This is a genomic window from Mycobacterium sp. AT1, from assembly GCF_002043095.1.
GTDB lineage: Bacteria > Actinomycetota > Actinomycetes > Mycobacteriales > Mycobacteriaceae > Mycobacterium.
The window spans coordinates 82,690-106,394 of sequence record NZ_MVOC01000027.1 but is presented as its reverse complement, the minus strand read 5'-3'; the positions used below and the strand labels follow the sequence as shown (position 1 = coordinate 106,394).

General features: G+C 67.6%; 24 protein-coding genes. 16 read left to right on the top strand and 8 right to left on the bottom strand.

The window, feature by feature from the left end; genetic code table 11:
- Positions 1-27 precede the first annotated feature (27 nt).
- On the top strand, positions 28-546 hold the full coding sequence (locus B1790_RS12880) for a PH domain-containing protein (protein ID WP_079923592.1): 519 nt from the start codon (positions 28-30) through the stop codon (positions 544-546).
- Here the strand turns inward: B1790_RS12880 and B1790_RS12875 are convergent.
- Positions 501-1,166 (bottom strand): GtrA family protein, encoded by a 666-nt coding sequence (locus B1790_RS12875; RefSeq protein ID WP_079923591.1) that lies wholly within the window; start codon positions 1,164-1,166, stop codon positions 501-503. The two genes, B1790_RS12880 and B1790_RS12875, sit on opposite strands and share 46 nt — an antisense overlap.
- A 119-nt stretch (positions 1,167-1,285) precedes the next feature.
- Between B1790_RS12875 and B1790_RS12870 the strand changes: the two genes are divergently transcribed.
- From B1790_RS12870 to B1790_RS12850, 5 genes are all read left to right on the top strand, one after another.
- Positions 1,286-2,473: a 5-(carboxyamino)imidazole ribonucleotide synthase gene (locus tag B1790_RS12870; RefSeq protein WP_233165101.1), complete on the top strand. Its 1,188-nt coding sequence runs from the start codon at positions 1,286-1,288 to the stop codon at positions 2,471-2,473.
- The gene (gene purE, locus B1790_RS12865; RefSeq protein WP_079923589.1) at positions 2,457-2,972 is read left to right on the top strand and encodes a 5-(carboxyamino)imidazole ribonucleotide mutase; all 516 of its coding nucleotides are present in this window, start codon (positions 2,457-2,459) and stop codon (positions 2,970-2,972) included. Before B1790_RS12870 ends, purE begins: the two co-directional genes overlap by 17 nt.
- Positions 2,973-2,983: 11 nt before the next feature.
- Positions 2,984-3,817 (top strand): class I SAM-dependent methyltransferase, encoded by an 834-nt coding sequence (locus tag B1790_RS12860; RefSeq protein ID WP_079923588.1) that lies wholly within the window; start codon positions 2,984-2,986, stop codon positions 3,815-3,817.
- Positions 3,818-3,871: 54 nt separating this feature from the next.
- Positions 3,872-5,035, top strand: coding sequence for an acyl-CoA dehydrogenase (locus B1790_RS12855; protein ID WP_079923587.1), 1,164 nt, complete (start codon positions 3,872-3,874; stop codon positions 5,033-5,035).
- Between the two features lie 82 nt (positions 5,036-5,117).
- Complete coding sequence (locus B1790_RS12850) at positions 5,118-6,251, top strand: cellulase family glycosylhydrolase (RefSeq protein WP_142271278.1); 1,134 nt, start codon at positions 5,118-5,120, stop codon at positions 6,249-6,251.
- Here B1790_RS12850 and B1790_RS12845 read toward each other — a convergent pair.
- A complete protein-coding gene (locus B1790_RS12845) occupies positions 6,232-6,954 on the bottom strand; it encodes a TIGR03089 family protein (RefSeq protein WP_079923738.1) in 723 nt (240 codons plus the stop codon). The two genes, B1790_RS12850 and B1790_RS12845, sit on opposite strands and share 20 nt — an antisense overlap.
- Positions 6,942-8,420 carry an LCP family protein gene (locus B1790_RS12840; RefSeq protein WP_079923585.1) on the bottom strand — a complete coding sequence of 493 codons (1,479 nt, stop codon included), beginning with the start codon at positions 8,418-8,420 and terminating at the stop codon, positions 6,942-6,944. Before B1790_RS12840 ends, B1790_RS12845 begins: the two co-directional genes overlap by 13 nt.
- A 68-nt stretch (positions 8,421-8,488) precedes the next feature.
- On the opposite strand from B1790_RS12840, the gene rfbD reads away from it, so the two are divergent.
- From rfbD to B1790_RS12825, 3 genes are read left to right on the top strand one after another with little or no spacing between them, the layout of a single operon-like run.
- A complete protein-coding gene (gene rfbD / locus B1790_RS12835; protein WP_079923584.1) occupies positions 8,489-9,370 on the top strand; it encodes a dTDP-4-dehydrorhamnose reductase in 882 nt (293 codons plus the stop codon).
- On the top strand, positions 9,367-10,266 hold the full coding sequence (locus B1790_RS12830; RefSeq protein WP_079923583.1) for a glycosyltransferase family 2 protein: 900 nt from the start codon (positions 9,367-9,369) through the stop codon (positions 10,264-10,266). The genes rfbD and B1790_RS12830 overlap by 4 nt, the downstream gene beginning before the upstream one ends.
- Before the next feature lie 16 nt (positions 10,267-10,282).
- Positions 10,283-11,371 carry a sugar phosphate nucleotidyltransferase gene (locus B1790_RS12825; RefSeq protein ID WP_079923737.1) on the top strand — a complete coding sequence of 363 codons (1,089 nt, stop codon included), beginning with the start codon at positions 10,283-10,285 and terminating at the stop codon, positions 11,369-11,371.
- Here B1790_RS12825 and B1790_RS12820 read toward each other — a convergent pair.
- Genes B1790_RS12820 through cofD form a run of 3 tightly spaced genes read right to left on the bottom strand, consistent with a single transcriptional unit; the run spans position 11,353 to position 14,299 of the window.
- The gene (locus tag B1790_RS12820; RefSeq protein WP_079923582.1) at positions 11,353-11,898 is read right to left on the bottom strand and encodes an NUDIX hydrolase; all 546 of its coding nucleotides are present in this window, start codon (positions 11,896-11,898) and stop codon (positions 11,353-11,355) included. The two genes, B1790_RS12825 and B1790_RS12820, sit on opposite strands and share 19 nt — an antisense overlap.
- Positions 11,895-13,253 (bottom strand): coenzyme F420-0:L-glutamate ligase, encoded by a 1,359-nt coding sequence (locus tag B1790_RS12815; RefSeq protein ID WP_079923581.1) that lies wholly within the window; start codon positions 13,251-13,253, stop codon positions 11,895-11,897. Before B1790_RS12815 ends, B1790_RS12820 begins: the two co-directional genes overlap by 4 nt.
- Positions 13,250-14,299: a 2-phospho-L-lactate transferase gene (gene cofD / locus B1790_RS12810; protein ID WP_079923580.1), complete on the bottom strand. Its 1,050-nt coding sequence runs from the start codon at positions 14,297-14,299 to the stop codon at positions 13,250-13,252. The genes B1790_RS12815 and cofD overlap by 4 nt, the downstream gene beginning before the upstream one ends.
- A gap of 438 nt (positions 14,300-14,737) precedes the next feature.
- On the opposite strand from cofD, the gene B1790_RS12805 reads away from it, so the two are divergent.
- On the top strand, positions 14,738-15,007 hold the full coding sequence (locus tag B1790_RS12805) for a WhiB family transcriptional regulator (protein ID WP_185934661.1): 270 nt from the start codon (positions 14,738-14,740) through the stop codon (positions 15,005-15,007).
- Positions 15,008-15,029: 22 nt separating this feature from the next.
- Here B1790_RS12805 and B1790_RS12800 read toward each other — a convergent pair whose 3' ends face one another.
- Positions 15,030-15,452 (bottom strand): metallopeptidase family protein, encoded by a 423-nt coding sequence (locus tag B1790_RS12800; protein ID WP_056557456.1) that lies wholly within the window; start codon positions 15,450-15,452, stop codon positions 15,030-15,032.
- A 132-nt stretch (positions 15,453-15,584) separates the two neighbouring features.
- On the opposite strand from B1790_RS12800, the gene B1790_RS12795 reads away from it, so the two are divergent.
- The 5 genes from B1790_RS12795 to B1790_RS12775 all read left to right on the top strand — a co-directional run bounded on the left by B1790_RS12795 (position 15,585) and on the right by B1790_RS12775 (position 20,741).
- Positions 15,585-15,995 carry a DUF3499 domain-containing protein gene (locus tag B1790_RS12795; RefSeq protein WP_079923735.1) on the top strand — a complete coding sequence of 137 codons (411 nt, stop codon included), beginning with the start codon at positions 15,585-15,587 and terminating at the stop codon, positions 15,993-15,995.
- Positions 15,996-16,110: 115 nt separating this feature from the next.
- Positions 16,111-17,508 (top strand): phosphomannomutase/phosphoglucomutase, encoded by a 1,398-nt coding sequence (locus B1790_RS12790; RefSeq protein ID WP_079923579.1) that lies wholly within the window; start codon positions 16,111-16,113, stop codon positions 17,506-17,508.
- Complete coding sequence (locus B1790_RS12785) at positions 17,505-18,578, top strand: TobH protein (RefSeq protein WP_079923578.1); 1,074 nt, start codon at positions 17,505-17,507, stop codon at positions 18,576-18,578. Before B1790_RS12790 ends, B1790_RS12785 begins: the two co-directional genes overlap by 4 nt.
- 3 nt (positions 18,579-18,581) lie before the next feature.
- Complete coding sequence (gene manA / locus B1790_RS12780; RefSeq protein ID WP_079923577.1) at positions 18,582-19,808, top strand: mannose-6-phosphate isomerase, class I; 1,227 nt, start codon at positions 18,582-18,584, stop codon at positions 19,806-19,808.
- Between the two features lie 12 nt (positions 19,809-19,820).
- Positions 19,821-20,741 (top strand): cation diffusion facilitator family transporter, encoded by a 921-nt coding sequence (locus tag B1790_RS12775; protein WP_079923576.1) that lies wholly within the window; start codon positions 19,821-19,823, stop codon positions 20,739-20,741.
- On the opposite strand, the gene B1790_RS12770 is transcribed toward B1790_RS12775, so the two are convergent.
- Positions 20,698-22,110 (bottom strand): NAD(P)/FAD-dependent oxidoreductase, encoded by a 1,413-nt coding sequence (locus B1790_RS12770; RefSeq protein ID WP_079923575.1) that lies wholly within the window; start codon positions 22,108-22,110, stop codon positions 20,698-20,700. The two genes, B1790_RS12775 and B1790_RS12770, sit on opposite strands and share 44 nt — an antisense overlap.
- Before the next feature lie 57 nt (positions 22,111-22,167).
- Here B1790_RS12770 and B1790_RS12765 point away from each other — a divergent pair, with 57 nt between their 5' ends.
- Positions 22,168-23,646: an APC family permease gene (locus B1790_RS12765; protein ID WP_079923574.1), complete on the top strand. Its 1,479-nt coding sequence runs from the start codon at positions 22,168-22,170 to the stop codon at positions 23,644-23,646.
- Positions 23,647-23,705: the final 59 nt, after the last annotated feature.

The window sequence follows — 23,705 nt, the reverse complement described above, 5'->3', positions numbered from 1 at the left end:
CGATCGCGGCTGGGTAGAGTCTGCCCCGTGGGATACCCCGACAACGTGCTTGCCGGCGACGAACGCGTCGTCCTGCACCGTCATCCGCACTGGAAGCGGCTGATCGGTCCGGTCTTCGTGCTGCTGCTGGCCACTGCGGTCGCGGGTTTCGGGCTCGGCGTGGTCAACCGCATGACCTGGGATCAGACGGCGAAGAACATCGTCATGATCGTCATCGGGGTGATTTGGCTGATCCTCGTCGGATGGCTGGTGGCATGGCCGTTGCTGAACTGGCGCTCGACGCACTTCGTCATCACCGACCGACGGGTGATGTTCCGCCACGGCGTCATGACGCGTTCCGGCATCGACATCCCGCTGGCACGTATCAACAGCGTTGAATTCCGTCACGGCCTCGTCGACCGGGTACTCCGCACCGGAACGTTGATCATCGAGTCGGCGTCGCAAGATCCCCTGGAATTCCACGACATTCCGCGCGTGGAGCAGGTTCACTCACTGCTGTATCACGAAGTCTTCGACACTCTCGGGTCGGAGGAGTCGCCAAGCTGATCGTCGCGGCGGGCGCGTCGGCCCCGTAGCGAGGCGACCGAGCCCGCGTCGTGCGCCTTCTCGGCCACGTCCTCGAGCGCCTCGGCGATGCCGCCTGCGGTGATGGACGCCTCAACGGCCTTGTCCGGGTTGCGGCCGAACTCGTCGGGGAAGACCCAGCGCCGGAACGCCCAGAACCGGAACGCCATCTGCAACAGGTTGCCGATGACGTAGGCGGAGATGAAGTCGGCGATGTTCTCCATGGTGAGGCTGACCATGGGCACGCGGAGTTCCAGCACGTAGCTGGACACCCACAGCGGCACCATGCAGATCAGCACGCCGATGCCGCTGACACCAAAGAACAGCAGGGCTTCGTGGTGGCGTTCGCGGCCACCTCGATCGCGGAAGCTCCACTCGCGGTTCAGTATGTAGGAGGCGATGACGGCGACGATGCCGGAGATGATCTTCGCCGTCACCGGCTTGGGCTCGAGGATCGTCAGCTTCAGCGTGTAGAAGATCGCGGAGTCGATGATGAAGGTCGTGCCGCCGACGATCGCGAACTTGATGAGCTCGTGATGCTGTTCGAAGAACGGCCGAATCGCGCGCGGCAGGCGCGCAATGGTGGCATCGGTAAAGGACACGGGAGCCGATTCTACGTAAACGGGCCATGCTACGCGTAGCCGTGCAGGTCGCGACGGGTGCGGCCGGTACCTGAGGCCGTGACAACATAGGGGCCGTGAGCGCTTCTCCAGTCGTAGCCATGGTCGGCGGCGGACAGTTGGCCAGGATGACCCACCAAGCCGCGATCGCCCTCGGCCAGACGCTGCGCGTGCTGGCCGCCTCCCCGGATGATCCCGCAGCTCTGGTGACCCGCGACGTGGTCATCGGTTCGCACACCGACGCCGACGCACTGGCCAGGGTCGCCGAGGGGGCCGCGGCCCTGACGTTCGACCACGAACACGTCCCCACCGAGCTGTTGCAGGCACTGGTCGACGCCGGCGTGAACGTCGCACCGCCGCCGCAGGCGCTGATCCACGCGCAGGACAAGTTGGTGATGCGCCGCCGGCTCGAGGAGCTGGGCGCCCCCGTTCCCCGGTTCGCCGAAGCGCTGGACCCATCCGACGTGGACGCCTTCGCGGCTCGGATCGACGGACCGATCGTCGTCAAGACCGCCCGCGGCGGGTACGACGGCCGGGGCGTGACGCTGGCCAAGGACGTCGCCGAGGCACGTGCGGTGACCGAGCGCTACCTGGCCGACGGCGCGTCGGTGCTGCTCGAGGAGCGGGTGAACATGCGGCGCGAACTGTCGGCGCTGGTGGCCCGGTCACCCTTCGGGCAGGGTGCGGCGTGGCCGGTGGTGCAGTCGGTGCAGCGCGACGGCATCTGCGTCGAGGTGATGGCCCCGGCGCCCAACCTGGGCCGCGACCTGGGTGCCGCGGCCGAGCAACTGGGTCTGCGGCTGGCCGGTGAGCTGGGTGTCGTCGGTGTGCTCGCCGTGGAACTGTTCGAGACCGTCGACGGCGCACTTCTGGTCAACGAGTTGGCGATGCGACCGCACAACACCGGCCACTGGACCATGAACGGCGCCGTCACCAGCCAGTTCGAGCAGCACCTCCGCGCGGTTCTCGACTACCCGCTCGGGTCCACCGCCCCCATTGCCCCGGTCACGGTGATGGCCAACGTGCTCGGTGCGCCCCAGGCGCCCGCGATGACCATGGACGAGCGCCTACATCACCTGTTCGCGCGACTGCCCGAGGCGAAGGTGCACCTCTACGGCAAGTCGGAACGGCCGGGCCGCAAGATCGGCCACGTGAACGTGCTCGGCGCGGCGGGTGGTTCGGTCGACGACGCGGAGTACGTCGCGGAGGTCCGGGAACGGGCGGTACGTGCCGCGCACTGGTTGTCGCATGGTGAATGGACGGATGGATGGGATGAACATGCCGAGTAGCACGCCCCGGGTTGGCGTCATCATGGGCAGTGACAGCGACTGGTCGGTGATGGAGGACGCCGTCACCGCGTTGGCGGAGTTCGAGGTGCCTTTCGAAGTCGGTGTGGTGTCCGCCCATCGCACGCCCGGCCGGATGCTGGACTACGCCCGCGGTGCCGCAGGCAGGGGTATCGAGGTCGTCATCGCAGGCGCGGGTGGCGCAGCGCACCTGCCAGGCATGGTCGCCGCGGCAACCCCGCTGCCGGTGATCGGCGTGCCGGTGCCGCTCGCGCGACTGGACGGCTTGGACTCGCTGCTGTCGATCGTGCAGATGCCGGCCGGGGTGCCCGTCGCGACGGTGTCCATCGGCGGCGCCCGCAACGCGGGCCTCCTGGCGGTTCGCATCCTCGGCGCTTCCGACCCGACTCTGCGCGAGCGGATGGAGGCCTTCCAGGCGGGCCTGGAAGAGATGGTGCTTCAGAAGGATGCAGCGCTGCGGGATCGGCTGCTGGGAACGTAGGATCAGCGTCGATGAAGCGCACATTCGAGCGGTACAGCAACGTTGGCTATCGGTTCGTCAGTGGCTTTCTCGAGCCAGGAAACCTCCCGGTCCTGAAGGTTCTCGACGACGCCCAGCGGGCACGCAACGTCGCGGGCGCCGTCGCCGAGATCGGGGTGCACCACGGCAGGCTCTTCATCCCGCTGCACCTGCTGCAGCGGGGGACGGGCAAGTCGGTGGCCATCGACCTGTTCGGTGACCAAGAGCTGAACATCGACAAGTCCGGCAACGGCAACCTCGACAAGTTCACCGACAACGTGGCGCTCTGGTCGACGACCGACGGCCTCGTGCTGCATCAGGGTGACTCGACCAAGCTCGAGGCCGCGGTGCTGACGGAGAAGGCCGGCGGCCCGATCCGGTTCTTCAGCGTCGACGGCGGCCACACCGCCGAGATCGTCTACAGCGACATGCGGCTGGCCGAGGAGACCCTCTCCGAGGGCGGCATCGTCATCGCCGACGACATCTTCAACCAGCAGTGGCCCGGCGTCGCGGTCGGCACGCTGAAATACCTCGACGACGGCGCCAAGCTGGCCCCGTTCGCCATCGGGTTCAACAAGGTCTACTTCACCCAGCCCGAGTTCTGCGACGCCTACCGGGCCGAGCTCGAAGCGGCGTTCGTGGGCAGCCTGCGCATCCAGACGGATTCGACGGTGTTCGCCGGTCATTCGGTGCTCTACCTGGCGCCCGTGACGGCCGTCGACCTGTTGCGCCGCAGCGAGACCGCGCGGTCGGTCTACCACGCGTCGTACAAGCAGTTGGTGCGTGGAATGCAGCTCGTCTCGGGCAAGGCCACACCGGACCGATAGCGGGTTTCGCGCGCCTCGCAGGTAAAGTTACCGGTGAGTAGCGAGGAGTGGAACATGTCCATCGGTAACCCGTCCTTCGACGTCTTTCAGCTGTCCGACGAGCACGTCGAGATGCGCAAGGTCCTTCGTGACCTGTGCGACAAGGAGATTGCGCCGTACGCGGCCGACGTCGACGAGAAGGCCCGTTATACGGACGAAGCGCTCAAGGCGCTGAACTCGTCGGGGTTCTCGGCGATCCACATTCCCGAGGAGTACGGCGGGCAGGGCGGTGACTCGGTCGCCGCGTGCATCGTGATCGAAGAGGTCGCCCGCGTCTGCGCCTCGTCGTCGCTGATCCCGATCTGCAACAAGCTGGGCACCATGGGCATGTTGTTGCGCGGTTCGGAGGAACTCAAGAAGCAGGTGCTTCCGTCGATCGGGTCGGGGGAGGCCACCGCCTCCTACGCGCTGTCCGAGCGCGAGGCAGGCAGCGACGCCGCCGCGATGCGCACCAGGGCCAAGGCCGACGGTGACGACTGGGTGCTCAACGGTTCCAAGTGCTGGATCTCCAACGGCGGCAAGTCGACCTGGTACACCGTGATGGCGGTGACCGACCCGGACAAGGGTGCCAACGGCATCTCGGCGTTCGTCGTGCACGCCGAGGACCCGGGGTTCAGCGTCGGAGCCAAGGAACGCAAGATGGGCATCAAGGGGTCTCCGACCACCGACCTCTATTTCGAGGACTGCCGCATTCCGGGTGATCGGATCATCGGTGAGCCGGGGACGGGTTTCAAGACCGCGCTGGCCACGTTGGACCACACCCGTCCGACGATCGGCGCGCAAGCCGTCGGCATCGCCCAGGGCGCGCTGGAGGCGTCGATCGCCTACACCAAGGAACGCAAGCAGTTCGGCAAGTCCATCAGCGACTTCCAGAACACCCAGTTCATGCTCGCCGACATGGCGATGAAGATCGAGGCCGCCCGGCTGATGGTGTACTCGGCGGCCGCTCGCGCCGAGCGCGGCGAGCCGAATCTCGGCTTCATTTCCTCGGCCGCGAAGTGCTACGCCTCCGACGTCGCGATGGAGGTCACCACCAACGCGGTCCAGCTGTTCGGCGGGTACGGCTACACCGTCGACTTCCCGGTGGAGCGGTACATGCGCGACGCCAAGATCACCCAGATCTACGAGGGCACCAACCAGATTCAGCGTGTCGTGATGTCCCGCGCCCTGCTGCGCTGAGGCACTTCGGTGGCCGGGAGACCGGCGTCACGTTCTAGTAGTGTGATGCCGGCTACCCGACTCCCGAGCACTGGAGGCCTCGATGCCCCGAGCGCGACCGCCGGGTCTTCGTCGCCTCGGTGCCGCGGTCGCCGTGTGCGTGATGCTGGTGGCCGGTTGCAGTCCCGCGTCGGAAGCGCCTCCCTCGGCGGTTGACCCCGGGACGTCGGCCGCCGCACCGCCGATCGCTCAGCGCCCCACCACGGTCGGCATTGCGGACTCCGATCTGCTTGGGCTGCCCGAGGACCAGGTGGTGAAGGCCGTCGGGCTGATGAAGCAATTGGGCGTCACGACCGTCCGCCTGCTCGTCCCGTGGGCGGCAATCCAGCGCACTCCGGATTCCTACGACTGGACCATGGTCGACAAGACGGTGGACGCCGTTGTCGCGCAACGCATGTCGATCCTTGCCACGTTGAACTCGCCGCCGGAATGGGCGGTGGTCCCCGGGCAACCGGCCATCGTCGGACGGCCTGCGTCGCCCGCGGCGTTCGGGTCCTTCGCAGGCAAGGTCGCCGAGCACTTTCACGGCAAGGTCTCGGCCTACGAGATCTGGAACGAGCCGAACGGGGCGGCGTTCTTCGCACCGGCCCCCGATCCGGCCGGCTACACCGAACTGCTCAAGGCGGCGTACCCCTCGATCAAGGCGGCTGACCCGTCGGCGGTGGTCGTGGCTGCGGGTCTTGGCTCGGTCGTGGACCATTCGACGATCACCATGGATCCGGTGAAGTTCGTCTCGACCATGTACGCATCCGGGGCGAGGGACTTCTTCGACGCGTTGGCGTTCCACCCGTACCAGTACACGATGAAGTTCTCCGAGAGCTTGCATCCCGACGCACCGATCAACCAGTTGAGCGGAATTCGTCAGCTGATGCTCGGCAACGGTGACGCGCAGAAGAAGATCTGGGCCACCGAGTACGGCGAACCCTCCTCCGAGGTTGGCGAAGCAGCGCAGGCGGACTTTCTCGAGGACATGCTTGGCAAGTGGCGCAACCTGCCCTATGCCGGTCCGGTGTACGTCTACACGATGCGGGACCGAAACTCTCAGAGCCGCGAGCCGGACGACACCCTCGGCATCTTCCGGTCCGACGGCACCGCCAAGCCCGCCGAACGCGTGGTGACGTCCTACTTCGGCATGCGGGGGTCTCGCCGCGACGGAGCTAGTCCAGCTCCGCGGTGATCTTCTCGGCCTCGCGCCGACGTACCTGCGCGGACGCGTCGGGATGGGCTACCTGGACCAGGGACCCGCCCGCCACCAACACCGCGAGCACGCGGTCGACGACGGCGTCTGCGGTGTCCCAGGATGCCGAGGACAGCACCCTGCTTGTCGAATCCAGACCACGTGCGGTGGCGGATGTGGTTGCGGCCGAGAGTATTTCGGCGGCGGACAGTTCGTTCAGCGCCGGCCCGGGTTGGCGCTCGGGGGCAATTTGGTCGCCGTGCGCCCGGACCGAGGTCGCGTAGTCGGTGATGCCGAAGGGGACGTCGGGTACCGGTTTGCCGAAGGCGTCGAGGGAGAACACGACGACGTCGCCCATCGGCCCGACGGCGGCGTCCGCCTCGTCCAGTCGGTCGACCGTGCAGCAGGCGATGTCGCAGCCGTCCTGTCCGAAAACGACTTCCGCGCCGATGAACCAGATGCCGAGTAGCACGCCGAGGGTCTGCCAGTGGGCGGGTAACTGGACGGCCACCCGGCTCCCCGGCCCGGCGCCGAGCTCGTCGCGCAGCAGGTTGCCCGTCTTCGCCGCCCAGTTGGCCAGGGTCACCGTCGAGAGCTCGATGCGCTCGCCCGTCGCGTCGTCGTAGTAGGTGATGCGGGGCGCGGAGGGAAGGGCAAGTAGCGGATCCAGCACCGCCGAGCCAAGATTCGTCAGTTTACGCACTCCGGTCCATCCGAGCCCGCGGTGATGATGGGCGGTGCGGGCAGGGGAACGTCGGTGGACGAAGCGGCGGCCGGGTCGACGGAATCGGTGGAATCGCCGCTGGCGACCTCGTTCCCGAGGCCTGACCCGGGGCCGGTGTAGTCGCTGGCGAGAACCACCTTGACCGAACCGGGAACCATCGACGGGTCCTCGACCACGGGGAGATTGCCGAGTTCCTTCGAGACCGCTTGAGCGCCAAGGTCGTCGACCTTGGCGGCTCGGATCTGGCTGCTCGCCACGCGTTCGGCTTCGTTGTTGCCGACGTTGCCCTCGACGAACCCCTTGGCGGTGAGCACCTCCGACACCGAGGCGGCCAGACCGTTGATGTCTGAGTCGTTCACCACGTCTGCGGTGGTCTTGCTCGGCGAGTACGCGAGCACTTCGGTCTTACCCTCGTCCTGGTCGTGCAGCAGGCCTGAGACGAAGTCCTGGACCTGCGTGGGGTCAACGCGCACGACGCTCTGCATGCCGTCGTCACTCCACCCGTCCTCCTGCAGGACGGGAATGGTCGCGAAGGCGACGTTTCCGCCTGCCAGCTTCTGCATCTGGGTGACGAAGTCCATGATGTCCCATCCGGCGGACAGCACCACCGAGCGCTGCACCGCGTCCTGCAGCCGGTTGAGCGTCGCGGGGCTCGACAACGTCTTGCTCGAGATGACCTGGTGGGCCAATGCCGCCATCACGGCCTGCTGACGCGTCACCCGGTCGAGGTCACCCCGGGGCAGGTCGTGGCGCTGCCGGACGAAGCTCAGCGCCTGCGGGCCGTCCAGTTTCTGCGGGCCTGCGGGGAAGTCGGCGCCCGAGAGTGGCTCGTAGACGGGGTCCTTGAGGCAGACGTCGACGCCGCCGAGTGCGTCGGTGATCAGCGCGAAGCCGAGCAGCCCGATCTCGGCGTAGTGGTCGACGGTGACGCCGGTGAGGTTCGCCACGGTGTGGATCAGGGCCTCGCGGGCGGCTTCGGTCGCCTTCGGTTCGGCGACGGCGGCGTCCTCTCCCTGCTGTTCGACGAGCTCCTTCATCTTCTCCAGCTTGACCTGGCCGAAGACGCCGTTGATCTTCGTCTTTCCAAGGTCTCCGGGCGCCTCGACGTAGGAGTCGCGCGGGATCGAGATCGCGGTCGCGGACCGGCCGTTGTTCGGGATGCGGACGAGGATGATCGTGTCGGTGTTGGTCGAGACGTCGTCGCCAGCGCGCAGCGTGGCGAGTTCCTCGGCCGACAGGGGGTTGCCGTGTGCGTCGGTTCTGCTGTCCATGCCGACGAGCAGGATGTCGATGGCGCCGTCCTCGCCGCCACCGCCCAGCGACGCAGCCGTCACGTGGTTGATGCCGTTCTCGAAGGACCGGATCTTGCCCCACGCCACCCCGGTACCGATGACGATCACCGCTGCCGCGACTACGGCAACGATGCGGGATAGGCGACCTGGCATCAGCCCAGGCTACTGGCGAGTCGCCCGAAAGCGGGGTAACGCGGGTCCGCGTGCCAGACTCTTCAGACATGTCTGAGCGTTTGGTGATCACTGGTGCCGGAGGTCTCGTCGGGCGAGCACTGGCTGCCGAGGCGCGACGGCGGGGGCATCGGGTGCTGGCGTTGAGCTCGGCGGAATGCGACATCACCGACCCCGCGGCCCCGGAACGGCACTTCGCCCCCGGCGACGTGGTGGTCAACTGTGCCGCCTACACCAAGGTGGACCAGGCCGAGGCCGACGAGGCCAGGGCCCGCGCCGTGAACGCCGCCGGCGCGGAGAACGTCGCACACGCTTGCGCCAGGGCGGGAACCGAACTCGTCCACGTCTCGACCGACTACGTGTTCAGCGGCGACTTCGGAGGAGGTCAGCCGCGCCCGTACGAGATCGGGGACGAGACCGGCCCGACCAGCGTGTACGGCCGCACCAAGCTCGAGGGCGAATTCGAGGTGCTGTCCGCGATGCCCAACGCGCACGTGGTCCGCACCGCCTGGATCTACGCGGGCAGCGAGAGCGGAAGCGACTTCGTCTCCGTCATGCGGAGGTTGGCCGCCGGCGACGAAACCGTCGAGGTCGTGGCCGACCAGATCGGGTCGCCGACCTACGTCGGGGACCTCGTCGGTGCGCTGCTTCAGGTGGCCGGGGGAGCGATCGAAGAATCGGTTCTCCACGCCGCCAACGAGGGCGCGGTCAGCCGGTTTGACCAGGCCCGCGCGGTGTTCGATCTGGTGGGCGCCGACCCCGAGCGCGTCAGGCCGGTCGGAACGGACCGGCATCCCCGCCCCGCCCCACGGCCGACCTACTCGGCGCTTGGGTCCGAGCAATCGGCGGTCGCCGGCCTGACCCCGTTGCGCCCCTGGCGCGACGCTCTCGCCGAAGCCCTGTCGGACGGCCCGCTACCCTCTACGCCGTGACTCCGAGCCTGATCGTGGTGACGGTGACCTATTCACCGGGCCCTCACCTCGACCGGTTCCTCGCCTCACTTGGCCATGCCACGGAGCGGCCGGTGACTGTGGTGATGGCCGACAACGGGTCCACCGACGGGGTTCCGGAGGAGGCGCTGGAGAGGTACCCGAACGCCCGGCTGCTGCATACCGGCGCGAACCTGGGGTACGGGTCGGCGGTCAACTTGGCGGTGCGCAAGTACGTCGCGGATGGCGCCGAGGACGGTTCGGCGGACTGCGATCCCGAGTTCTTCATCGTCGCCAACCCCGACGTGGTCTGGGGCCCCGGCAGCATCGACGTCCTTCTCGAGGCGGCGCAGCGGTGGCCGCGGGCTGGCTCGCTGGGTCCGCTCATCCGCGATCCCGACGGGTCGGTGTACCCGTCGGCGCGTCATCAACCGAGTTTGGTCCGCGGTGGCATGCACGCCGTGGTCGGTCCGGTCTGGAAGTCGAACCCGTGGACGGCCGCCTACCGCCAGGAGCGACTGGAGCCCAGCGAACGTCCCGTCGGCTGGTTGTCCGGCTCGTGTCTGCTGCTGCGCAGGCAGGCGTACGACGCGATAGCCGGGTTCGACGAGCGCTATTTCATGTACATGGAAGACGTTGACCTCGGAGATCGTCTCGCCGCGTCGGGTTGGCAGAACGTATACGTGCCGTCGGCGGAGGTGCTCCACGACAAGGGGCACTCGACGGGCCGCGACCCTGCCCGCAACTTGGCTGCCCACCACACCAGCACCTACACTTTCCTGGCCGACCGACATCCTCACCGGTGGCAGGCTCCGCTTCGGTGGGCCATCAGGTCGGCCCTCGCAGCTCGGGCGGCGCTGGTGGTCGGCAACTCTCGGCGGAACACCAGAAGACGATGAAGAGATGGGGCTGGCGATGGGAAGTTCGGTCAATCCGGCAGAGGTCGACGCCGTCGTGCTCGTCGGCGGGCAGGGCACGCGCCTCCGTCCGCTGACGCTGTCGGCGCCGAAGCCGATGCTGCCAACGGCGGGGCTTCCGTTCCTGACTCACCTGTTGTCGCGGATCGCCGCGGCTGGCATCCAGCACGTCGTGCTGGGAACGTCGTACAAGGCCGAGGTGTTCGAGGCCGAGTTCGGTGACGGGTCCAAGCTCGGTCTGCAGATCGACTACGTCGTCGAGGACGAACCGCGCGGCACGGGCGGCGGCATCGCGAACGTGGCGTCGAAGCTGCGGTACGACACCGCCTTGGTGTTCAACGGCGACGTGCTCTCCGGTGCGGACCTCAACGCCCTGCTGGACAGCCACCACGACCGCGACGCAGACCTGACGTTGCACCTCGTCCGGGTCGGCGACCCCCGCGCATTTGGCTGTGTGCCAACCAATTCCGACGGTGTGGTCACCGCGTTCCTCGAGAAGACCCAGGATCCGCCGACCGACCAGATCAACGCCGGCTGCTACGTGTTCAAGCGTGAGGTCATCGAACGGATCCCGAAGGGACGCCCGGTCTCGGTGGAGCGGGAGGTGTTCCCGGCCCTGCTGTCCGACGGGCTCAAGGTGTGCGGTTACGTCGACGCCACCTACTGGCGTGACATGGGCACGCCGGATGACTTCGTGCGCGGCTCGGCCGACCTGGTCCGTGGCATTGCACCCTCACCCGCGCTGAACGGTCACCGCGGTGAGGAACTCGTTCACGACGGTGCCTCCGTGGCGCCGGGCGCCCTTCTGATCGGCGGAACGGTCGTCGGTCGAGGCGCCGAGATCGGTCCCGGCGCACGACTCGACGGCGCGGTGATCTTCGACGGAGCGAAGATCGAGGCCGGGTCGGTCATCGAGCGTTCCATCATCGGCTTCGGGGCACGGATCGGCCCGCGGGCGTTGATCCGCGACGGCGTCATCGGCGACGGCGCGGACATCGGTGCGCGGTGCGAACTGCTCCGCGGGGCCAGGGTGTGGCCGGGGGTGCGCATCCCCGACGGCGGCATTCGCTACTCGACGGACGTCTGAGACGCCGCTCGCGCCAATTGCCGCAGGCCGAAGTCGGACCCTTCCGGCAGGGCGTCGAGTGGCCACCAGCGAAGGTCGAGCGACTCGTCGCTGATCGCAATGTGTGCGTCCACGGGCGCACGGGCGACGAACTGTAGGTCGAGGTGGTGGGTCGGCACGCCCAGCGAACAGGTCAGCGCGTGCACGTGCAGGGCCACGGGCAGATCGCCGACGATCAGACCCTCGATCCCGGACTCCTCCGTGGCTTCGCGCGACGCGGCGGCTGCGACGTCGACGTCGGATTCCTCGCAGTGACCGCCGAGCTGGACCCAGCGGCCGATCCGCGGATGCAGGGTCAACAGCGCGTGGGTGCCGGTGTGGTCCAGCACCATGGTCGACGCGGTGACGTGGCCTGGGGCACATGACCTCCGACAGGCGTCGTCTCTGGCGAGGACGAAGGCGAGCACCGCGTGGCGCAGCGAATCCTGAGCGGGATCGCCGGGTTGCCAACGGGTCAACGCGTCGACGACGGATGCGTGCAGGCTCATCGGATCGTCAGCAGGCCCTCGGTCGGCACGGGGTCGCGCGGGGCAGGGGGCTCCTCGGGGTGGCCGATCGCGATGGCGCCCAACGGTTGCCAGTCCGAGGGCAGGTCAAGAACCTCGCGCGCCAACTCCGCGGCGAAGATCGTCGAGCCGATCCAGCAGCTTCCGACGTCACGGACTGCGAGCGCGACCAGGAGCGCCTGTACGGCCGCGCCTGCGGCGACGGTGAACATCGTGGTCTCGGCGGCCGTTCTGGTGGCGTCTGGGTAGGAGTGCGCCCCGTCGGGCACCATGAATGGGATCACCAACTCCGGGGCGTCGTAGAGGATTTGGCCGCGGCTGACGCGTCGTTCGACGGCGTCGGGGGATCGGCCGTCGCCGAGCAGATCGGCGCGCCACCGGTCCGACATCGCGTCGAGCAGACGTAGGCGCACCTCGGGGTCGCGGACCCACACGAAGCGGACGGGGCGGGTGTGATGTGGGGCTGGCGCGGTAAGTGCCTCGGCCACAGCAGCTTCCACCACTGCGGGGTCGACGGGCTCGGCGGTGAAGGAGCGAACGGATCGGCGGAGCAGCTGCGCTTGCCGCCGTCCCATCGCGGTCGCCTCTTCGGTGCCGAGCCAGAACAGGTCCTCTTCGCCGGCTCGAACCAGGGTGTGGCCGTTGGAGCCGTCGTCGTGCAGCGTCAGCCCGCGCACGACGGCCACCGGGATGCCGGTCAGCTTGCCCTTCACCAGATCCGCTGCGGCGGCAATCTCGTCGGCGACCGCGACCTCGGTCACCACCAGTTCGTTGCCGTGGTCGTCGTGTGCACCGCCGTACCCGTGCAGCACGGCCAGGCCCGCTGCTCCGATGGCAGCGTCGGTCTGGCCGTTGCGCCAGGCTCGCCCCATCGTGTCGGTGACGACGACGCCGACGGTGACGCCGAGCATCGTCGCGAGTCGATTTCGAAGTAGCGCGGCGCTGCCGTCGGGATCGACTGGCAGCAGTGCCAATTCGGCCGTGTCGACGTTGGATCCGTCGACCCCGGCTGCGGCCTGGATCAATCCGATCGCGTTCTCGGTGATCAGCGTTCGTCCCTTGCGAGCCAGCACCCGGACGGCTTCGGAGTCGACGAGCCTGCGGCGCAGGGCGTCTCGCTCCTCCGGGTCCGTCGGTGCCGCGACGATGCGTCCTTCGCTCTTGGAGAGCACCTTGCTGGTGACCACGACGACGTCGTCGTCGCGTAGCCACGGCGCGGCGGAGGCGATCGCGGCGGCCACGTCGTCGCCGGGCCGGAACTCGGGCAGGCCGGGCACGGGCAGGATCTCGACGGCGGCGGCGGCCCCGTGCTCGGTGGTCCGATCGGAGCCCGTCACGAGCTCGTCTCGAGACCCGCGAGTTCGATTCCGTGGCGCACCATTTCGGCGGTTGCCTTCGGGTCGGTCATGAGCAGCGGGACGGAACGGACGGCGACGCCGTCGACGGTGGCGGTGTCACCGTCGTCGACGAGCCAACCGTCGAGTAGCCCGGTGCCCGATCGTGCTCCGAAGTGTGCGCCGACGGCTTGCGACGAGGTCTCGACCCCGATGACGGTGAGGCACTCGTCGGCCATTCCGCGCAATGCTCGACCGGCGACGATCGGGGAGTAGCCGATTACCGGTGCGGCCGTCGACCGAAGTGCGCCACGGATTCCCGGCACGGCGAGAATCGCGCCGACGCTGACGACCGGATTCGACGGGGCGAGGAACACGACGTCTGCCTCGGCGATGGCCTCCAGCACGCCCGGTGCGGCCGTTGCCTTGTCGGCGCCGACGAACGCGAAGTCATGGGTGGGGATTTGGGCGCGGTAGCGGACCCACCACTCCTGGAAGTGGATGGCGCGCCGGCTGCTTTGATCCCCGGGTCGCTCCGCTCCTGCCCGCCGGTCCGCTTCCGCTTCCACGTCGGGATCGGTGACGACGACGTGGGTTTCGCTGCGGTCGTCGGTGGCCGGAATCAGCAGGGCTCCCGGCTTCCATCGCGCGCACAGCGCCTCGGTGACTTGCGACAGTGGGTAGCCGGCTCTGAGCATCTGGCTGCGGACCAAGTGGGTGGCGAGGTCGCGGTCGCCGAGTCCGAACCAGTCGGGTTGCACGCCGTAGGCGGCGAGTTCCTCCTTGGCGTGCCAAGTTTCGTTGGCGTGGCCCCAACCCCGCTCGGGGTCTATACCTCCACCTAACGTGTACATGCAGGTGTCGAGATCGGGGCAAATGCGCACACCGTGCATCCATGCGTCGTCGCCCACGTTGACGATCGCGGTGAGATCGTGCTCACCGGAGGGCCCCGTTGCGGTACCGGCGAATTGGCCGAGACCTAGGTACTGCTGGACGCCGAGCAGAAAGCGCGCGCCGCCGACGCCGCCCACCAGAACAGTGACTTTCACATCGATCGACACTAGGCGCTTCGGAGCGGACGTGGCCCACCGGACTTTCTTTTTGGCGCCGACTTAGTCACTTTCGCGACACGCCAGGTATCCGACGCGCCGACATTTGATCACGGGATGGTATGAAATCCGCCCCCTGCGCTTGACCCTCGCAGCTAACGCGTGTCTAATCACATCAGTGTCATTTCCCGGTTGGCTTCCGGTTCCAGTGTCGCAGACCGAGATTCGATCACTTGTTCGAATTACTGGGGCCACTAGGGTGCGTGGTGGGGATGAAGCAGGGAATTTCTAAGACAGGTGAGGAGGCGGAAGATGTCTTATGAGCACGTAGATTTCGATCGTGTCATCCGATTCGACAATCGGATGCTCGGCTCAGTAGGCAACGAACCGCGTACCAATACCGGGCCGTCGCAGGGTGGGGTGATCGGCCGTCCGCAGTTGAGTGTCGTGCCCGAGCAGGCAGGCGTCTTCGGCGATCAGGAACTCGACGACGAGCAATGGCAGGAGCGCGCGCTGTGTGCGCAGACTGACCCCGAGGCATTCTTCCCGGAGAAGGGTGGCTCGACACGCGAGGCGAAGCGGATCTGCCTCGGCTGCGAGGTGAAGGACCGGTGCCTCGACTACGCCCTCGCCCACGACGAACGCTTCGGCATCTGGGGCGGTCTGTCGGAGCGCGAGCGTCGACGCCTCAAGCGCGGCATCATCTGACCCAGCGCTGACCCCTAGTGGGTCAGTCGTCCTCGATCGTCGGGTCGATGACGGAGGGTTCGACGCCGAGATAGGTGGCCACTTGGGCCACCAGGACGTCGTGGAGCAGGTCCGACAAGTCGAGGGTGTCCTTGGCTCGTCGTTCAATAGGCTTGCGGAACAACACGATTCGCGCGCGAGTGCTGTTTCCTCGCACGTCCACCCCGGCAGGTATCAGCCGGGCAAGGGCGATCGGCCCGTCGGCGATCACCTCGGGTGGCCACTGGATGTTGTCCGGGTCCTTGGGGGAGAGTCGCGGAATCTCGTCGACTGCGACGTCGAGCCCGGACAGCCTGTCCTGCCATTGCCGTTCGATCGGTTCGTAGGCCTCGAGCACCGCCATGTCGAACCGTTCGGCCCGGCTGCGCCATCCGGGCACCGTGGGAGGAAGTAGTGGACCCCGCATCTCTCGACGTCCGCGACGCGCACGTGCGGGTTGCCGGTCGACCATGCGGCGATCGTAACGGTTGGAGATCGACGCGTTGCGTACTGCGCGTGTCGCGGACCCGAGACGTCCCCGCGCGATAGCCTCGTGTCCGTGAACGTTCCCCGTCGCTGCTGCAGGCCCGGGTGCCCGCACTACGCCGTGGCGACGCTGACCTTCGTCTACAAGGACTCGACTGCCGTCGTAGGACCGCTCGCCACCGCCTCCGAACCCCATTCCTGGGATTTGTGCGTGATCCATGCCGGACGGATCACCGCGCCACGCGGCTGGGAGCTGGTCAGACACGCGGGTCCGCTGCCGTCGCACTCCGACGACGACGACTTGGTGGCGCTCGCCGACGCAGTGCGGGAAGGGCTCCCCGCGGTGTCGGCCGCACCCGCCGGGTTCTCCGACCCGGTGACCGGTGTGCGCGGAGGCGCGCTGATGGCGCCCCCGGTGCAACGCGCCGAACAGAACGGCCGTCGGCGTGGCCACCTGCGTGTCTTGCCGGACCCCCTGGACTGAACGAGTCCGTCGTGACGCTCGCCTCCGAATGATTTGCGCGAGCGCGGATGACCGTCGGCGGGACGGAAGCTCAGCCGATAGGCTTGTGCCAAGTGTTCCCTGTGCGAGGAGATCAATGTCGAGGCCTGCTGCGGCTGTCAACCGCGTCATCAAGGCGTATGACGTCCGTGGACTGGTCGGCGAAGAGATCGACGAACAGTTCGTCGCCGAGGTCGGCGGAGCGTTCGCCAGGCTGGTCCGGGACGAGGGCGCCGACCGGGTGACGATCGGCTACGACATGCGCGACAGCTCGCCGTCGCTGGCGGCGGCGTTCGCCGACGGCGTCGTGGCGCAGGGTCTGAACGTCACCAGGATCGGGTTGGCGTCGACCGACCAGCTGTACTTTGCCTCCGGTCTTCTCGACTGCCCCGGCGCGATGTTCACCGCGAGCCACAATCCGGCGGCGTACAACGGGATCAAACTCTGCCGAGCCGGCGCCAAGCCCGTCGGCAAGGACAGCGGACTGACCACCATCAGCGACGAGGTCATCACCGGCGTGCCCACCTTCGACGGCGCACCAGGAACGATCGACGACCGCGACGTGCTCGGCGACTACGGCGACTTCCTGAGGTCTCTGGTGGACATCTCCGCGCTGCGACCGCTGCGGGTTGCCGTCGACGCGGGCAACGGCATGGGTGGCCACACCACGCCTGCCGTGCTGGGGCCCCTGACGTCGATCACGCTGTTGCCGTTGTTCTTCGAACTCGACGGCACGTTCCCCAACCACGAGGCCAACCCGCTCGATCCGGCCAATCTCGTCGACCTGCAGCGCCACGTCGTCGACTCCAAGGCGGACATCGGGCTCGCCTTCGACGGCGACGCCGACCGGTGCTTCGTCGTCGACGAACGCGGCCGTCCGGTATCGCCGTCGGCGGTCACCGCGCTGGTGGCGGGTCGCGAACTCGGGCGTGAGATCGGCGCCACCGTCATCCACAATCTGATTACGTCGCGGGCGGTACCCGAACTCATCGTCGAGCGCGGTGGCACCGCCCTGCGCTCACGGGTCGGGCACTCCTACATCAAGGCGTTGATGGCCGAATCGGGTGCGATCTTCGGCGGTGAGCATTCTGCGCACTATTACTTCCGCGACTTCTGGGGTGCCGACTCGGGAATGCTCGCCGCGCTCCACGTGCTCGCCGCGCTCGGCGAGCAGGACCGACCACTGTCGGAGATGATGGCCGACTACCAGCGGTACGAGGAGTCGGGCGAGATCAACTTCACCGTGGCCGACGCCCCGGCATGCGTCGACGCGGTGCTCAAGTCCTTCGGCAGCCGCATCCAGGCGATCGACCACCTCGACGGCGTCACCGTCGACCTCGGCGACGGCACCTGGTTCAACCTGCGCACGTCCAACACCGAGCCGTTGCTACGGCTCAACGTGGAGGCGCGGAGTTCCGAGGACGTCGCGGCGCTCGTCGACGACATCGGCGCCCAGATCGCCGCCCAGACAACCGAAGGCGGGACCACGAGGTGAGCGCTCCGCACGCGACCATCGACCTCGACGACGTCGAGGGTCTGCTCGCGGCTGACCGAGAGGGTTTGCTGCGTGCGGCGTCTATGGCGGGTGCACAAATGCGGGCCACCGCAGCCGCCCTCGAGGAGGGGGCTCTGGCGTCGCTCCACGGGGATCACCCACCGCGCACCGTGATCTGGGTGGCCACCCGGGGCGCTGCGGAGGGTGCTGGCGCGATGCTCGCCGCCGCATTCGGTGGCTCGACGGGAGCGCCGATCGTGGTTGCCTCCGAGGTGCCACCGTGGATCGGTGCGCTCGACGTCATGATCGTCGCGGGTGACGACGCCGCCGATCCGGTGCTGGTGGCGACCGCCGCAAGTGGAATCCGGCGTGGCGCAAGAGTTGTCGTGGCGGCCCCCGACGAGGGACCGCTCCGCGAGGTGGCGGCGGGCAAGGCGGTGGTGTTGGCGCCACGGCTTCTGGTGTCCGACGAGTTCGCGCTGGTTCGCTATCTTGCCGTCGGGTTGGCCGTTCTGCACGTCGTGCTCCCGGGGATGAGCGTCGACCTCGCCGAGTTGGCCGACGCGCTGGACGCCGAGACCCTGCGCAACAGCGCGGGCCGCGACCTGTTCACCAACCCGGCCAAGTCGCTGGCCGAGCGGATGTCGGCCCGCGACGTCGTCCTGGCCGGTGGCAATGCGGCAAGCGTGGCGCTCGCCAGGCATGCCGCGTCGATCTTGCTTCGCGTCGCTCAACTGCCCGCGGCCGCAGTCGGCCTCGCCGACGTCATGACGGCGCTGAGACGTGGGTTGTCAAGCGGCTCAGCCACCTACGAATCGTCGATCTTCCACGACGACGAGATCGACGGTCCGCAGGCCAAGCGGGTGCGCACCATGGTGCTCGCCACCGACGAAGAACGACCTGCGATGGTGGCGGCACTCAGTGGTTATGACGACGTGGACGTGGTCAGCGCCGACGACGTCGGTGAGGACGTGGTGTCCCGACCGAGTGGCCGCCGTGAACAGCAACTCGTGATCTTGGCCGTGCGCTTCGAGATGGCTGCGGTCTACCTGCGATTGGTCCGAGGTTAGCCAGTGGACGTGTTACGTGGTGCGCTGCGCACCTACGCATGGGGCTCCCACACCGCCATTGCCGAATTCACCGGAAGGCCCAGCCCCACACCGCATCCCGAGGCCGAACTCTGGTTGGGTGCCCACCCGGGCGACCCGGCCCGGCTCGAAGGCGACGGCGGCGAGCGGTCGCTGCTCGACACCATCACCGCAGATCCCGAGGGCCAACTGGGAGCCGCCACTCGGAAGAGGTTCGGCGACGCACTGCCGTTCCTCGCCAAGGTGCTCGCAGCTGAGGAGCCGCTGTCGCTGCAGGCGCATCCCAGTGCCGAGCAGGCAATGGAGGGCTTCGCCAGGGAGGATCGCCTCCACATCCCGATTTCGGCGCCCATCAGGAACTACCGCGACCGAAGCCACAAGCCCGAGCTGCTGGTGGCCCTCGGTCCCTTCGAAGCGCTGGCGGGATTCCGTCCGGTCGCACGCAGCATCGAGCTGCTGCGCGCGCTTACGGTGGCGGACCTTGACCCCTTCGTCAACCTGCTGTCCGGCCAGGCCGACGCGGACGGGCTGCGCGCACTGTTCACGACCTGGATCACCGCGCCGCAGGCTGACCTCGACGTGCTGGTGCCGATGGTGCTGGACGGCGCCGTCACCTATCTGCGTTCCGGTGCAACGGAATTCGCCGGTGAGGCGAAGACCGCGCTGCAGCTGGGTGAGCTGTACCCTGGCGACGCCGGCGTGTTGGCCGCCCTGCTGCTCAACCGGATCAGTCTCGCGGCGGGGGAGGGCATCTACCTGCCCGCCGGCAATCTTCATGCCTATCTGCACGGCGTCGGCTTCGAGGTGATGGCGAACTCCGACAACGTGTTGCGTGGTGGTTTGACACCAAAGCACGTCGACGTGCCGGAGCTGCTCCGCGTCCTCGACTTCACCCCGACCGACGAATCCGCGTTGCGCCCGCGGTCCACGCGCGAGGGAATCGAGATCGTCTACGACACACCGGCACCCGAGTTCGCGGTCACGTTGCTGCGCCTCGACGGTGCCGATCTCGGGCACGAGATCGACGCACCTTCGCGTCATGACGGCCCGCAAGTGTTGTTGTGTACCGAGGGCTCGGTGCAGGTGCACGGGAAGTCGAGTGTGCTGACCCTCGATCGCGGCGCCGCAGCCTGGGTGGCCGCCGATGACGGGCCCATTCGCCTGGTGGCCGATCAGCCGGCGGCGTTGTTCCGTGCCACCGTGGGCATCTGAGGAAGGTCGACGATGTCGGCGTCGGGAAGCAAGCGCGCGATCGTCGCCGCCCTGCTCGCCAACGCGGGCATCGCGGCGGCCAAGTTCGTCGGGTTCCTCATCACCGGCAGCTCGTCGATGCTCGCGGAGGCCGTGCACTCCGTCGCTGACACGTCCAACCAGGGCCTGCTGCTGTGGGGACAGCGGGAGGCTGCCAAGAAGCCCGATGCGTTGCACCAGTTCGGGTACGGCAGAAGCCGTTACTTCTACTCGTTCGTGGTGGCGTTGGTGTTGTTCTCCCTGGGAGCTGCCTTCGCGATGTACGAGGGCTACGAGAAGATCGTCCACCCCCACGAGCTGACGTCACCCGTGGTGGCCATCGTCATCTTGGGGGTCGCAATCTGCTTGGAGTCCTACAGCTTTCGGACGGCAATGGTGGAGTCGCGGCCGCTCAAGGGGTCCGGCAGTTGGTGGCGGTTCATCCGGAGCTCGCGCAACCCCGAGCTGCCGGTCGTGCTCTTGGAGGACACCGGCGCGCTCATCGGCCTCGCGTTCGCCCTGGCCGGGGTCGGCCTGACGGTCCTCACCGGCAACCCGGTCTGGGATGGCGTCGGCACGCTTTGCATCGGTGGGCTGCTGGCGGTGATCGCCGTCATCCTGATGGTCGAGATGCACAGCGCTCTCATCGGTGAGGGCGCAACGCCTCGGGAGGACGAGGCGATCAGGTCCGCCCTGGAGCAGACCACCCACGTCGACCGCGTGATCCATCTGAGGACGCAGTACATGGGTCCGGACGACATGCTGGTCGGTGCGAAGATTTCGCTTGCTCCGAAGACCGACCTGGCCACCGTGGCCGCGACGATCGACGCCGCCGAGGCGGCGATCCGTGCCGCGGTGCCCGCGGCTACGGTCATCTACTTGGAGCCGGATCTCGATCGCGCACTGAGGAGTTAGCCCTCTTGGTCCGGACATACGTCTTGGCCCGGCCGTACTTCTCGGACAGCAGCAAGCCCATGTTGTGTCGCACCGTCCGGCCCAGCGTCCTGGCATTCGGCACCATGTAGAGACTGTCCAGCAGGCTGAACCGTCGTAGGAACCACTCGGCAAGGTCGGCGTCCGTCTCCGCCGCGCTGAGGAACTGTTCGAAGAGATTTCCGACCGTCATGTACCACCACGGCGCGTGGTCGGCGGTGGCGTTGTGCATCGCCACGTCGCCGATGGCGTTCATCGTCCACACCGGCCAGGTGGTCTTCTTCGTCGCACGCGACAGCTCGCCGGCGATGTCGGGTTTCGCGGACTGCAGCACCGACCTCAGGTTGCGCGCCTGAATCGACGTCATCGTCATGCCTTGGCCGTAGGTCGGGTTGAAACTGACCACGGCGTCGCCGAACGGGATGACGCCGGCGGGGAAGCGGTCCATCTGGTCGTAGCGGCGCCACCTGCTCGCGGGGTACTTGTGAAAGGCCATGTCGCCCACGGGTTCCCCAGCGCGGAGCGCACCGCTGAGGTGGGGCGGCAGCAGAACGTCGGCCACGTCGCAGATGTCGACGAAGCTCTGCGGCGGAGCCACCTTGCCGGTGCCGAACGACGTGGCACTCCACAATCCGTCCTCGTACAGGAGCATGCCGAGGCCGACGGGCTGCTCTCGTGATGCGCCGGCGACCACGACCTTCTCCACGATGGCGTCGGCGGGGATGCGCACCCGATGCGTCGCATAGTCGATGCCGACGTCGACGGTGTCCTCCGTCGGCCGTCCGAAGCCCCACTGGTCCAGCCATGCCGGCAACCGGGTGCCACGGCCTGTGGCGTCGACCACCAGGTCGGCGGCGACCGCACTGGCGGGGTCTCCGGCGTCGAGGAGGACGCCCGTGACGCGTTGCTCGTGGGGGACGTATCGCAACTCGGCGACGCTGGCATGCACCAGGTCGACGTTCGGGATGGCCAGCGCGCGTTCGCGGATCTGCCATTCCAGGTGGGGTCTGCTGGGCACGTAGGCGGTGAACTCCCGCTTGAGCGTGGTGGTGGTGCCCAGCACGTGCCCTGCGGCGCCGAAGTGGATGCAGTCGGGTCGGTTCGCCAGTTTCGGGACCCCCGCGGCCACCATGTCGTCGAGCAGGCCGGGAAACAGTTCTTCGAATTCCGCCGCACCACGGGCCATCAACAGATGCACGTGTCGACCCTGCGGCACCGCGGTGCGATTGTTCGGCTGGTCGGGGAGTGCGTCGCGTTCGTAGATCGTGACCCGGTCGTAGAAGTCCGACAGCACCCTGGCCGCGCAGAGCCCGGCGAGGCTGCCACCGATGACTATCGCGTGATCGCCCATGGTTTGGACGGTAGTGGGTATGTTCCCGGTCACACGACCAGAAGAGGGTGACCAAATATGACGGATCGGTGGCGTATCAAGTCGGTCGAACAGTCGATCGCCGACACCGACGAACCGGACACGCGTCTCCGAAAGGACTTGACCTGGCGTGATCTGACCGTCTTCGGCGTCTCCGTCGTCATCGGCGCGGGCATCTTCACCATTACGGCGTCCACCGCCGGTGACCTGACCGGCCCTGCCATCTCGGTGTCGTTCGTCATCGCCGCCGTCACCTGCGGCCTCGCGGCGCTGTGCTACGCCGAGTTCGCCTCGACGGTGCCGGTGGCCGGCAGCGCGTACACCTTCTCCTACGCCACCTTTGGCGAGTTCACGGCGTGGATCATCGGCTGGGACCTGATTCTGGAGTTTGCGGTGGCGGGGGCCGTGGTGGCCAAGGGGTGGTCGTCGTATCTGGGCACCGTGTTCGGGTTCTCCGGCGGCACCGTCGACCTCGGTCCCGTCACGTTGGACTGGGGCGCCCTGCTGATCATCGGCGTGATCTGTCTGTTGTTGGCGCGGGGGACGAAGCTGTCGTCGAACGTCAGCGCCGTCATCACCGCCGTGAAGGTGGCCGTCGTGCTGTTGGTCATCGTCGTCGGTGCGTTCTATGTCAAGGCGGCCAACTACACGCCCTACATTCCGCCTGCCGAGTCCGGCGGCGAGGCGGGCTCTGGCATCGACCAGTCGGTGTTCTCGTTGATCACCGGCGCCGAGGGCAGCACCTACGGCTGGTACGGCCTGCTGGCGGGCGCGTCGATCGTGTTCTTCGCTTTCATCGGCTTCGACATCGTGGCCACCACCGCGGAGGAGACGAAGAATCCGCAGCGCGACGTGCCGCGCGGCATCCTCTATTCGCTCGGGATCGTGACGACGCTCTACGTCGCGGTGACGGTGGTGCTGTCGGGAATGGTGTCCTACACCGATCTCAAGACGGGCCCCGACGGACAGGCCAACCTGGCGTCCGCCTTCTCCGCCAACGGCGTCGACTGGGCGGCGACCGTGATTTCGATCGGCGCCTTGGCGGGCTTGACCACCGTGGTGATGGTGCTGCTGCTCGGCCAGATCAGGGTGCTGTTCGCGATGTCGCGGGACGGACTGCTGCCGCGGCAGCTCGCCAAGACCGGTCCGCGCGGTACGCCGGTGCGCATCACGGTGCTCGTCGGGGTGGTGGTCGCGCTCGCTGCCTCGGTGTTTCCGATCGACCGTCTGGAAGAGATGGTCAACGTCGGCACCCTCTTCGCGTTCGTGCTGGTGTCGGCAGGGGTGATCGTGCTGCGCAGGACTCGGCCCGACCTGGAGCGCGGCTTCCGGGCGCCGCTGGTGCCACTGTTGCCGATCGTGTCGATCGTGGCGTGCGTGTGGCTGATGTTGAACCTCACCGGGTTGACGTGGATTCGCTTCGGCATCTGGATGGTCGTCGGTGTGGCGGTGTACCTGCTGTACGGCCGCCGCAAGTCGGTGCTCGGTCAACGGGATTCCGCCGACGCTCAGAGCTGACCCAGCTTCGCCGACTTCTGCGGGACGGCTGCGCCCGCACTCGATTCACGACCCGACGG

Bases quoted from the DNA above. Each gene is read 5' to 3' on its own strand.
- B1790_RS12870 (WP_233165101.1), top strand. From the start codon at position 1,286: ATGGTCGGCGGCGGACAGTTGGCCAGGATGACCCACCAAGCCGCGATC.
- purE (WP_079923589.1), top strand. From the start codon at position 2,457: ATGAACATGCCGAGTAGCACGCCCCGGGTTGGCGTCATCATGGGCAGT.
- B1790_RS12860 (WP_079923588.1), top strand. From the start codon at position 2,984: ATGAAGCGCACATTCGAGCGGTACAGCAACGTTGGCTATCGGTTCGTC.
- B1790_RS12855 (WP_079923587.1), top strand. From the start codon at position 3,872: ATGTCCATCGGTAACCCGTCCTTCGACGTCTTTCAGCTGTCCGACGAG.
- B1790_RS12850 (WP_142271278.1), top strand. From the start codon at position 5,118: ATGCCCCGAGCGCGACCGCCGGGTCTTCGTCGCCTCGGTGCCGCGGTC.
- B1790_RS12840 (WP_079923585.1), bottom strand. From the start codon at position 8,420: ATGCCAGGTCGCCTATCCCGCATCGTTGCCGTAGTCGCGGCAGCGGTG.
- rfbD (WP_079923584.1), top strand. From the start codon at position 8,489: ATGTCTGAGCGTTTGGTGATCACTGGTGCCGGAGGTCTCGTCGGGCGA.
- B1790_RS12825 (WP_079923737.1), top strand. From the start codon at position 10,283: ATGGGAAGTTCGGTCAATCCGGCAGAGGTCGACGCCGTCGTGCTCGTC.
- B1790_RS12820 (WP_079923582.1), bottom strand. From the start codon at position 11,898: ATGAGCCTGCACGCATCCGTCGTCGACGCGTTGACCCGTTGGCAACCC.
- B1790_RS12800 (WP_056557456.1), bottom strand. From the start codon at position 15,452: ATGCGGGGTCCACTACTTCCTCCCACGGTGCCCGGATGGCGCAGCCGG.
- B1790_RS12790 (WP_079923579.1), top strand. From the start codon at position 16,111: ATGTCGAGGCCTGCTGCGGCTGTCAACCGCGTCATCAAGGCGTATGAC.
- B1790_RS12775 (WP_079923576.1), top strand. From the start codon at position 19,821: ATGTCGGCGTCGGGAAGCAAGCGCGCGATCGTCGCCGCCCTGCTCGCC.
- B1790_RS12770 (WP_079923575.1), bottom strand. From the start codon at position 22,110: ATGGGCGATCACGCGATAGTCATCGGTGGCAGCCTCGCCGGGCTCTGC.
- B1790_RS12765 (WP_079923574.1), top strand. From the start codon at position 22,168: ATGACGGATCGGTGGCGTATCAAGTCGGTCGAACAGTCGATCGCCGAC.